Source organism: Streptomyces olivochromogenes, from assembly GCF_021538895.1.
Lineage (GTDB): Bacteria > Actinomycetota > Actinomycetes > Streptomycetales > Streptomycetaceae > Streptomyces > Streptomyces olivochromogenes_A.
The window spans coordinates 76,110-87,080 of sequence record NZ_JADDRL010000032.1; the positions used below are offsets into that span (position 1 = coordinate 76,110).

Annotated in this window: 8 protein-coding genes; 1 reads left to right on the forward strand and 7 read right to left on the reverse strand. The window is 66.7% G+C overall.

Features of this window, described 5'->3' with window-relative positions; translation table 11 throughout:
- Positions 1-446: 446 nt before the first annotated feature.
- The 4 genes from IPZ69_RS18395 to IPZ69_RS18410 form a co-directional block, all read right to left on the reverse strand.
- On the reverse strand, positions 447-848 hold the full coding sequence (locus IPZ69_RS18395) for a hypothetical protein (protein ID WP_235455219.1): 402 nt from the start codon (positions 846-848) through the stop codon (positions 447-449).
- A gap of 784 nt (positions 849-1,632) precedes the next feature.
- Positions 1,633-3,105, reverse strand: coding sequence for a M1 family metallopeptidase (locus IPZ69_RS18400; protein WP_235455220.1), 1,473 nt, complete (start codon positions 3,103-3,105; stop codon positions 1,633-1,635).
- Between the two features lie 1,020 nt (positions 3,106-4,125).
- Positions 4,126-4,329, reverse strand: a complete 204-nt coding sequence (locus IPZ69_RS18405) for a hypothetical protein (protein ID WP_235455221.1) — start codon at positions 4,327-4,329, stop codon at positions 4,126-4,128.
- Between the two features lie 1,087 nt (positions 4,330-5,416).
- Positions 5,417-6,034, reverse strand: a complete 618-nt coding sequence (locus IPZ69_RS18410) for a TetR/AcrR family transcriptional regulator (protein ID WP_235455222.1) — start codon at positions 6,032-6,034, stop codon at positions 5,417-5,419.
- A 132-nt stretch (positions 6,035-6,166) separates the two neighbouring features.
- Here IPZ69_RS18410 and IPZ69_RS18415 point away from each other — a divergent pair, with 132 nt between their 5' ends.
- The gene (locus IPZ69_RS18415; RefSeq protein WP_235455223.1) at positions 6,167-7,159 is read left to right on the forward strand and encodes a phosphate/phosphite/phosphonate ABC transporter substrate-binding protein; all 993 of its coding nucleotides are present in this window, start codon (positions 6,167-6,169) and stop codon (positions 7,157-7,159) included.
- A 545-nt stretch (positions 7,160-7,704) separates the two neighbouring features.
- Here IPZ69_RS18415 and IPZ69_RS18420 read toward each other — a convergent pair.
- From IPZ69_RS18420 to IPZ69_RS18430, 3 genes are all read right to left on the reverse strand, one after another.
- Positions 7,705-7,899 (reverse strand): hypothetical protein, encoded by a 195-nt coding sequence (locus IPZ69_RS18420; RefSeq protein ID WP_235455224.1) that lies wholly within the window; start codon positions 7,897-7,899, stop codon positions 7,705-7,707.
- A gap of 89 nt (positions 7,900-7,988) precedes the next feature.
- Positions 7,989-8,525, reverse strand: a complete 537-nt coding sequence (locus IPZ69_RS18425; RefSeq protein WP_235455225.1) for a hypothetical protein — start codon at positions 8,523-8,525, stop codon at positions 7,989-7,991.
- A gap of 786 nt (positions 8,526-9,311) precedes the next feature.
- Positions 9,312-10,958, reverse strand: a complete 1,647-nt coding sequence (locus IPZ69_RS18430; protein WP_235455230.1) for an ADP-ribosyltransferase domain-containing protein — start codon at positions 10,956-10,958, stop codon at positions 9,312-9,314.
- Positions 10,959-10,971 lie beyond the last annotated feature (13 nt).

Below are 10,971 nucleotides of genomic sequence, written 5' to 3' on the forward strand. Positions count from 1 at the left end.
GGGGCGGCGTGCATCGGTCTGGAAGATCTCGTCCGCACCGACACCGCGGGATACTGGAGGGCGTACTTGTCACCGAACGGCAGGGCACCGTCGGTCAGGCCGCGTGGGAGGAATCGCCGGCGATCGTCGTTGTCGAGCACGTCTTGGGGTGCCTGGGGCGGGCTGGAGGGGACGGTCAGTTCGCGGGTGAGCGTGCGGCTCGTGGTCCATTTCAGGAAGTAGCGGATCAGGTAGCGCCGCTGGCTGCTGGCCTCGGCGATCCAGTGGTCGGTGTGCTCCTGGGTGAGGTCGGCGAGAGCCAGGCCTGGTTGACTTGGCCGGATCCGGCTGACGAGGGCAGGAAGGACCGATACCCGATGCTGGGGGCCCTGCGGGCCGTGTCGGCTTCGCACCGGTGTGCTTTGCGGTGGTCAGTAGGCGGCGCCCCCCACGCCACGAGGGGAAGGTCAGAGCCAGAGGGGAGTGTTGTGCACCGGTTGTGTGGGCGTGGACTGTGGTGACGCTTCGTTCGGCTGGGCGTCGTCGCCCGTGTGGTCGCCGGGGTCCGGTTCCTGTGGTGGCTGCAGGAGGTGCGCGGAGGAGCTTTCGTGGTAGAGCCGTTCCATCAAAGAGTGTGCGAAGGAGGCGAGGGCGTCGTCGGGCTCGGTCAGGGCGTGGGCGGCAAGCGGACGCGCCAACTGGGGCCAGGTGGTGAGCATGACGGCGCGAAGGGCCGCTTGTCGCAGTGGCGGTTGGGGGGCGAAGAGCGCTGAGGTCACTGCGTCGGCGACCTCGCGGCAGTAGCGATCGGGGGCGCATGCGGCGGCGGTGAGGAATTCCCGGTGTCTCAGAGCCTCTGCGTCGGCCATGGCCCTCTGGTGTGTCTGGGGTTCGTTCGCGCTGACCTCGGCGAAGGCAATGTGCCTCGGCTGGGGAGAATTGGATGATCGCGCCGTCGAGGCTGTGCCAGATCAGCGGGGATGCGCCCGGCCGATGATTCTCGTGGCCCGCATACCACCAGCCCGCACCGGCGGTGAAGGCGGAGAACTCCTGGGTGCTCAGGGGAGCCTTGAAGGCGACTTTGCGCCGCCGCACGGTGGCAGTACGCCTCTGGCTGCCCGCCCCGACCTCGCAGCCAGCCCGGCATCGGCAGCAGTGCCCTCACCACCGCCCACTCGGCATCCGGCATTTCGGTGGGACAGCGGCGCTCGCGTACCCCGGTGTCGCCGGCGTTGCCGAACCGGTGAGTCAGGCAGCCACGAGGAATGGCCGAAGTGGACTCCGCCTCCACGGCGCCACAGAACCGCGGCAACAGGGCTTCCTGGACGACTCGTTGGCGTAGACACCCTTTGAGCTACCAAGAGGCCCTGCTCTCATGCCCGGGACCGGTCACCATCACCCGATCGAGACTCCCGGTCGAGGAACACCGCTCAAGATCGGAACGACAACAAGCTCTCGGACAACAAGCCCACAGACAGCTTGACAACGTCTCCTTGCAAACGGCCCTACATATCGAGGTCGGGGACTGGCGCGGTGACGTGTAGCGCTCCGTTTCCAGCCCCGACCTTACTCGCCCTGGCCCGCCACCCCCTTGTCCAGATGCCGTGACCAGCACGGATCCTTGGTCGGCAAGACTTTCGAACCGCCCTGGGCTCAGGGGTGAGCCGGCTTTCCCTTGCTGTGCAGCCAGACGTTGAAGATCTTCCGCGTCTCCTTTCCGGATATCTTCTCCGTGAGGGCGATGAACTCCTCGATCGTCGCGTGGCGGTGCTTGTGCTCGGCCGTCCAGGTCTTGAGGATCTTGAGGAAGGCCTTGTCGCCTACTGCCTGCCGTACCTTGTGCAGCGCCATGGCGCCTCGGTAGTAAACCGGAGGCGCGAAGAGGTCCTTCGGCTTGCCGGGCTTCGCGGGCGGGAAGGCCCACAACTCGTTGTCCGCAGGGAGCCGGTAGAGGCCGTCGAACCACTGCTGCGTGGTCGCCCGGCCCTCTTCCTCGTCCCACATCCACATGGCATATGTAGCGAGGCCCTCGTTCAGCCAGATCTGCGACCAGTCGGACAGCCAGACCGAGTCACCGAACCACTGGTGGGCGTACTCATGGGCCATCACCGTGCTGACCGGCGCCTTGGCGTAGGTCGGACGGCCGATGGTCTCGAGCGCCAGGCCTACCTTCGGGGCGTGGTCGACGATCGCCCCGGCCGTGTCGACCGGATAGGCGCCGAAGAGCTTCTCGCCCCACTCGACGACCTCGGGGATCCGCCTCAGGATGTCACGCGATGCGGTGCGCTGCCTGGGGTCGACCGCGTTGACGATCGGCACTCCGGACTCTGTCTTCCCGGTTTGCAGTGTGAACTTTCCGACGGCGAGGGCAGTCTGATAGGGAACGATTTGATTATCGTTGTTCCAGCGGAAGGTGTCCTTGCCTGCGCCGGCGCTCTTCTTGCCCAGATAGCGGCCGTTGGAGACTGCGGTCAGGCCGGAGGGCACGGTGACCGCGACCTCGTAAGTCGCCGGGTCATGCAGGGTGTTGTTCACCGGGTACCAGGTCATGGCACCGAGTGGCTCACCCATGACCATGGCACCGTCGTCCGTCGTGACCCATCCGTCAGGCGATTCCTCGGTGGAATCCGGCAGGACTCCCGGTCGCCCGCCGTAGGTGATCGCAACCTTGAAACGCTCGCCCTTGGCTATGCAGTTGACCGGGGTGATCTCCAGTTCCGTTCCTTTGTGGCGGAATGTGGCCTCCGTGCCGTCGACCATGACTTTCTTGACAGTCAGTCGCGACAGATCGAGGTTGAAACGCGACAGGTCCTGGGTCGCCTTCGCCGTCATGGTGCTGGTGCCGGACAGCACCGTCTTCCCCTTCGGCTCGACGGCGAGGTCCAGCGCGTAGTGCAACGCGTCATAGCCCCCATTGCCGGCCTTGGGGAAGAAGGAGTCCTTGACTCCATCCGCACCGGGGGTGCCTTTCACCGGCACCGCTGCAGCCGGGCTGTCTGTCGATGTGGAGGCCATTGCAACCCCGACTCCAGCCCCGCCGACGGCGAGCCCGGCGACGACTGCCGCGGCCTTCAGCGCCCGTCCGTGCTTCGTCCGATACTTATGGCGGGAACGCTGTATGAGCATAGGGGCCTCATTTCTTGAGCGACGGCCTTTCGATCCGGAGCGCCGTCGAATCCGTGTGTCTGGCAGGCGACTGAGGCCGTGCCACGAGGCGGTCACGCGACAAGGCCCCCTGGCATGCGAACCGGTGACTTCCCCTCTTTCGCTGCACACCACCTGGCGTCGCAGCTCGGCACTGCCCGACGGGCATCGAGTCAAGAGCCAACTAAAGTCCGACGGATCGGTCCTGGGGAGGATCCCGGGCATGGGCGGATCAGGGAAGGCCGACTTCCGAGGACGCAGTCACCGCACCATTGCCACCCTGACAGCGCTCCCGGGCGGCTACCGCACCGGGCTGATCCGCCGCCGCGCGCTGGACCTGTACGAGGCGCTCCCTGCCCAGCACCACCGCGAGGACGCTGGCACGGGAGCTCCGGGACGTCATCGCCTGGGGACTGTAAATCGCTCGTTCGACAGACCAGCCCCACACCCAAGAACCGCGGAAGTATCTGTCGGCGGCGAGGAATTACATGGCGGCGTCGCTGTGGCGTCGGGTGGGGCTCGGGTTGAACGAGTTGGTGATGCTCGATGTCAGTGACTGATGCCCGGACCTGGGCGCCTTCGGCAAGCTGCATGTCCGCTACGGCAGGGGAGCCGGGGGCCGCGGGCCTCGGACGCGGTGGCTCTGTTCCTGAGTTGTGGGATCAGGCACACATTCCGTGAGGGCGATCACTGGGATCCCTGTGACGTCGCGTCATGTGGGCACGTGGTGCGAGGCGATGACCTCATAGCGGTGCTGTCTCTGCACTTCAGCGCGGTGCTGGTGGGCGGGTGTTCCTTGCGTGCGGGACGGTTCGAGTCTCGGCCAGGACTCGGGACCAGAGTGTGCCGTGCCCGGATTGCACGGTTCGTTCGAGCCGGGTGCACAGCACGTACGAACGGCGCAGGTTTACGAAGCGAACTGAGAGTGACAGGTGCTGATCAGCCGGTCGAGGCTGGGTGATGGGTGTTCAGGCGAGTGAACCCTTGCCTGTCTGTCAGGCCCTATGACGCGTCCGACGGCAGGCTACTCAGATCGAGGACATCGGCCGCTGCTGGGGGCTGGATGTCCACGTGGTGGTTGAAGCCGCTGAACTTCCTGACGGTGTGGTAGTGAAGTTCTTGGTAGTCGATCCTCAGCAGATACGGTTTGCCCCCGGCAACTATGGAGAAGGTGCAGACGTCCGGTTTGCCGTCGAGCTCGGTCAATGTGCCCTTCGTAGCCTTGCCTTCGGTCAATGACGAGAATGGCCAGGGGCAGTCGACGAGGTTGTCTGCTCCCTTTGCCGCGCTCGCGGGGCTCTTCAGCCAAGGTTTGTGCCGCATCGCGGGGACCGTCGTCCGCCCCCCACTGCTCGAGGTCCGCATCGTTGGGGTGGATGTAGTCCGTCTTGCCGATCCGGATCTGCTCCGACCCGTCCGTGCCCGGCGCCCGCGACCGGCACAAGAGGAGCAGAGCCGGGTGTCGCCCCTGCGGTCGCTGAGTCGGCCAGCGGACTGGGGAACACCTCCAGCAGCACAGCCTGGCCGTCGTCGAAGGTGAACTCCACAAATTCCCCCATGGCCCCAAGTACGGCAGCCACAGGACTACTTGACCGCAAGAACCGTCGGCTTCGGCACGGATTTGGTGGCAAGGCAGTGCCGTGCGCCGAGTCCACTGTCGGCCTCGCTGTGCGCGGCGGGCCAGTGCGAAATGAGCAGTCCGGGGCAAGTATTTAACGAATCTGGAGATTTGGTCGCTGAATGATCCATTCCTCTAGAGCGGCTGCCTGGGCGTATCCGCAGGTCACCGTGCCCTTTGGGCGTGGTCGGCGACCCCGGCATCCCCCTCTGCACCCCCACCAACAGCGCTACCCAGGGAGAAGGAAGGGGAGGGCGGTGTTGTGGTGGCGCGGCCGCGGGCTCGGACGGCCATCCAGGGTGTTGCGCGTCGGCGGGGCCTCCGCGCGCCAGTGCCGGGCAGCCGGGCCGACATGCGGCCCCGGGTACCCGGACCGGGTCCCTGATCCGCAGTCGGCTGCCCTGCCTGGACTATGTCGGCGGGGCTGGTGGTCGGTTGGCGTGCCACCGGTTTCACATGCGTGTCCGCGGCCGCCGTGCCCTCCCAGAGCCGTCCACCGGCTACGTGACCGCCCTGGTCGCAGTCATCAACGAGTGGCTATGACCAGCGCTCCTGCACTTCGCCGTGAGCTACTGCGACGCGCGCGGCGCGGGGATCAGCGCGTCGGTGTCCGTCCGCCGTGATGCCCGTGTCGCGCTGCCTGAGCCGATCGCGCCGGCTTGGCGCAGTCACCCATCACAAGGTCAGCCCGGCGTGCAGGTCGTCTGCGAAGCCGGCCGTGTCCGTGAGTCCGAAGGCCACGCGCTGGAGCAGGAATCCGTGCAGCAGCCCCATCACCACGCGGGCTCCGCGGTCCGGGTCCACGGCGGCGGGCACCGCGCCCGCGGCATGGCCGCGGCGCAGCGCGTCGGCGATACTGGCGCGGACCTTCTCGAAGCCCTCCGTAGCCGGGCCACGCACCTCGTCGTTGCGCAGCACCTCCGACCACGCCTGCACGACGCAGCGCAGCAGCTCGTCGACTGGGACCGTGTACCCCGCTGCGTCGTGCACCGTCTCGCCGCTGATCGTGTCGAGCGCGGCGGCCACCAGTTCCGCGACGGTCGGGGCGTCTGTGTTGTCGGCCAGCCGCTCGACCGGTTCGAAGATCAGCCGGAACGCGTCGCCCGCAATAGCGAGGATGATCTCCTCCTTGCTCGTGAAGTAGCGGTAGGGCGCGCCGGCCGAGACGCCCGCCTCCGCGGCGATGTCCGGCATCGAGGTCTGGTGGAACCCGTCGCGGGAGAAGCAGCGGCGGGCCGCCGCGACGATTTCGGCGCGCTTGGCCTCGCGACGCTCGGCAGTGAGGCGCGGCATGGTCGCCCCCTTCCTCTTCATCGTGAACAAGTATTCATCTTGACGGCTCGGCCACTACGGGATCAATATAAAAGTGAACGATCATTTACGGAAGCGGACCACTCCACGGACTCCTGGAGGGGAGATCCACTGATGAGTACCAAGCTGAGCATCGGCGTCTACACCTACGAGCACACCGAGGCACTGTTCGACGGCCGGGTCGCGGTCGACGGGGTGGATGCGGTGTTCGAGACGGCATCCCTCGTGTCGGACATCTTCCGTCGTAACGTCGAGGGGCACTACGACCTCGCCGAGTTCGGTCTCACCTACTTCCTGCGCACCTTCGACCTCGACGATGCGCCGTTCCTGGCGCTGCCGATCCTGCCCAACCGCAACTTCCGCCATTCGTCGATCTTCGTGAACACCGCCAGCGGGGTCGAGAAGCCGCAGGACCTCGCCGGCAGGACCGTCGGCGAGTTCGCGCTCTACGGCCACGACGCCGGGATCTGGCCGAAGGGCATCCTGTCGGACGAGTACGGCGTGACCCCCGACCAGTGCCGCTGGGTCATCGGCGGCACCAACTACCCCATCCCCGCCTTCGACTGGCTCCCGCAGCCCGTCCCGGACGGCGTCGACGTGCGCCGAGCGGAGGACGGTCAGACCCTGGGCGCCATGCTCGAATCCGGCGAAATCGACGCACTGATCTCCGTCGACGTGCCGCAGGCGGTGCTGGACGGCTCCCCGAAGGTCGCCCGCCTGTTCCCCGACTACCAGGCCGTGGAACGTGACTACTACCGCCGCACCGGGATCTTCCCCCCGATGCACATCATCGCGATCCGCAGGGAACTGGCACATCGACCGGGCCTCGCAAGGGCCGTCTACGACGCCTTCACGCAAGCCAAGAGGCTCGCCGAGCGGAAGTACCTCGACGACGCCGCGAAGCAGCACATGGGCGTCATCACACCGTGGTTCAGCGCGCTGTTCGAGGAGAACCGTCGGCTGCTCGGCGACGACTGGTGGCCCTACGGGATCGCCGCGAACCGCAAGGCCATCGACACCTTCCTGCGCTACCACCACGAGCAGGGCCTGTCCAAGCGCCAGCTGACGTGCGAGGACATCTTCGTGCCGGAACTCCTCGACACCTGAGTCGAGCGGCAACGACCCGATCGATCCCTGAGCCCGACAGCTGACCTGCCCGGTTCGTGCTCGCTGTGGTTCTGCTGCCTCCTACGATCCGGTGCATGCTGGATCCCGAGCTGCTGGAACGGATTACCGTGCGCCGTGCGGAACTGGACGAACTCGAAGAACTGCTGGTCAAACAGCTGGCGGAAGTGCGGGCCGAGCGGGACGAACTCGTCGGCGCTGAATGTGTCCTTGAACGGATGGCCGGGCAACTCGCCGAAGAATACGGCTGGGCCCGGCCGATACCCGGTCAGGCGGGAGGCCGGGCGGTGATGCTGATCCCGCACCGCGGGTGGCGGAGGATTCGCTCCCGCCGGACTACCAGCGCATCCTCGCCGCCGTACGGCAGGCCACCGGACCAGTCATGGCCCGCGAGGTCGGCGAGGTGGTGGGGGTGGACGTCAGCATGCGGTCCAAGCTGGAACCGCTGCGCAGCAAGCTGGTCAGGCTTGTCGATCGCGGCTGGCTGCCAGCGCTCCCTGCCATCCAGGCGCGCCGGCCATGCCCTTTCAGTGCGGGAGGTATGCGCTCACCAGGAGGGTATCGGCGGTGCGCTGCTCACCGCTTGTGGCAGGCAGTACGTTGGCAGCCATCCCGGTGAACCCGGCCTTGGCGAGCAGCTTGCCCAGCACATCAGGATTGGTTCCGGGCACCGTGCCGGCGGTGACGAGCAGCAGCTCTTCGGCGGCGGCAGACGACTTCATGGAGACAGCCTCTGAAGGGCACAAGGCGAGGCGGGTTGGAAACGCCCGGAACCCCACCTCGGAGGCTGCAGGTGGCGGCGTGCAGTCGGTCAGCGGTGCTGCGCGCTGCTCAACCGGTCGACCTGTTTCTTGAGGAGGGCGAGAGGGAACCTCGCCTTCTTGCCCACGTTCAGCTTTTCGAAGCTCGCCGTCGTGTCGCCGACTCGGACGAAGACATGGTGCTCATCTCGCAGTCCGCGTCCTTCTGGCAGCTGCGAGCTCAGGTGAAAACTCAGGGCTTCGTCCCCGACGTCGGGGGCCGTGTCCAACGTGATCTTGGCGCTGAACTTTCCAGTCCAGCCAACCCCGGTGTAGGACTTGCACGTTTTGAGTGCGTCCTGCAGTTGACGGAACGCCATCTGCGCCTTCGCGTCCTCGTACGAAGCGAGTGTGGAGCCGCCTCCCCAGATGTCGCCCTTCCAGTTGAAGATCTGGAACACGACAGCGGAGGCGGTTTCGGCGTTGAGCACGTCGAGAGCTGTCTGGCACGAGGCGTCGGAGACCGGCGGGAAGGTTCGTTGCTCGCTCGTCGGAACAGGATCCTGGATCGGCGCGCTGTGAGCGCGGGGCACCTCGTTGGCCTTCAAGGCGAGAACCTTCAACTGCTCAGACGTCAGCGGAGGTCTAGAGGTTCTTGAAGGTGTTGCCGTTGTCGCAGACGCCGATGATTGGCTTCCCTCTGTGGCCGAACAGCCGGACATGACGAGTGCCCCGGCAACCATCGCCGTATGTGCCGGTATCCATCGCTTCATCAACGCAGCCATGCCTGCCCCCGATCCATTTGTAAGAGACGGGCAGACGCTAGCCGTAGCGGCCGGCGGGCGTCATATCCTTTGTCATTCGGTGATGGGCGGCGGTGTTCTGTCAGTTGGCGGCCGTGTGGGTGTCGGTTGGTGTTGTTGCTGGTGGGTGTCTGGTCTTCTGGGTTTTTGCTGACGTTGCTGCGATGTGCGTGGTGGCAGGTTTGTGGTTTGAGTGCTGTCGGTCTGCTGCGGTGTCTATGGGTCTGCTGTTGGTCGGTAGCTCTCTCTGAGTTGTGAACAGTCGAGCTCATGGCAGCCGGCCGACCTCCAGAAGGGCCCGTCGCGGCAGCGGCCTGGTCGCTCCATGACAGCCATGATCAAGACTGCGGTGGGGCGCGATCAGGGACTACCCCCTCGACCTGGCTGACGCCTACCCAGTGCCACCAACGCACCCATTCACACCCGCTGCACCGCGCTCGGCACGTGCGGCGGTCAGAGTTCGGCCACGACGGCGAGAAGGCCGGGGAACGTGCCGCGACCCTTGTGGCGATGGGGCAGCAGCAGACGCGTCTCCGCCGTGGAGGCTGACGCCGCCCTCGGGGCAAACCGTGGCCACTGTGGAACGGGGGGTTAGGACACCACGGGTGCGGTGTCTGTGACTTCGCTCAGCCGGACGGTGCACAGTCCGCGGGGCTCGCTCTTTACCTCGGTCACCTTGAGCTGGGTACCCGGCGTAAGGATGTATTCCTCCTCGCCGGTGAAGGCGGAGAAGCTCTTGATCCCGACCGCCCGGGCCGGTGTCACCTCGAAGAGGGTTCGTTTGCCGCGGCTGCCCAAGAACGCCCTGGCCACCTTCAGCTCGGAGGTACACGAGGAGACGCCCCACCAGGTCACCGTCCGGCCCTCCGGGTACTGCGCCCGAAGGTCCAGCGACACCCCCCGCCACAATGGCTGCGTGTAGGCCGGCAGCTCCGAGACCGCCGAGAACAGCAGCCGCAGGTAGGGCAGGTAGGGCGTGACCCTGGTGCGGTCGGGGGAGCGCAGAACGCTGTTGATCTCGCGGTAGAAGGCCGACTCACAGGTGTAGAGGTGGAGCGCGGCGATCGCGTCGGCGGACAGGCCGCCGGCCGCCTGGTCCACACGCTGCTTGCCGAAGTCACGGGAGCGCTGGACGTGCCCGGCGAGCCCGGACAGCGCTGTGGAGACCGGGGCGACGGCGTCCTGGAAGTCCATCAGCGGGGTGTCGAAGACACCGGTGATCGCGGGCAGGACCAGGCCTTCGTCCTTGACGCTGGTGAGGCGCTCCAGGTACAGCTGGTGCAGGTTCATGGTCGACTCGATGAAAGCGCCCATGCGCGCCGCGACACCCCCGTCCGCACCGCCCGCGCCGACCGCCGGCCCGTTCCACCCCTTGCTCGGCAGCCAGTCGATGCGGTCGGCGCCCAGCGAGGACAGGGCGTCGTTGACCTGGGCGAAGTGGTCGCCCTCGCAGAAGATGTCGCCCTGTGCCGCCGGGTTCGCGTGGTCGAGGTGGCGGACCTCGACGTCCGGGTACTTCTGCTGGAGCCGCAGCACGACCCGCTTCAGGCTGCGGGCGTGCGCCCCCCACCACGCGAACACGACACCGCGGTCCTCCTCGGTCGCGTCCTGCTTGGCCTTGAGGATCTCCTCGACGATCCGCTCGGCGACCGGCCGCCAGAACGCCGTGTGCTGGTCGGCACCCATCGCCCCGTCGCCGCTCGCGGTCAGCGACGCGTTCAGCAGGAGCACGCCCTGCGTCAGCATCGCCTGGAACCACTCCGGCGGCTGGACCGTGTCCCGCTCCTTCAGCAGCGCCCGCACGTCGGCGATCGGGGTCTTCTTGGCGATGCCGTACTTCCACATCGCCGCCGCCTTGATGAGGCACCGGATGCTGACGACCCGGCCGAACTGGCTGTCCTTCCAGTCGCTGAAGGTGTTGTCGAACATGGCTATGCCAGTGGCGCTCTCCGGCCGCGGGTACGGGTTCTGTCCGAAGACCACGACCTTCCACTTGTGCGGCGGGTTCGGCTTGAGCGCCTGGAACGTCAGCTCGCGGACCGGGACCACCTCGTGGCTGCGGCCCTTCCCGATGAACCGTGCGGCGTCCGGCTGCGCCTCGATGACCGGCTTCAGCAGCGGGAGCCAGGCCTCCCCGCCGCCGTCGAAGAGCTCGGTCAGGGCGAGGGGGTCGTTCGCATCGGGCTGGGGCTGCGGCGGCTGGCCCGGAGCCGGGACGCCGGTCGTCGATCCGGTCATGGCGCAGGCGCTT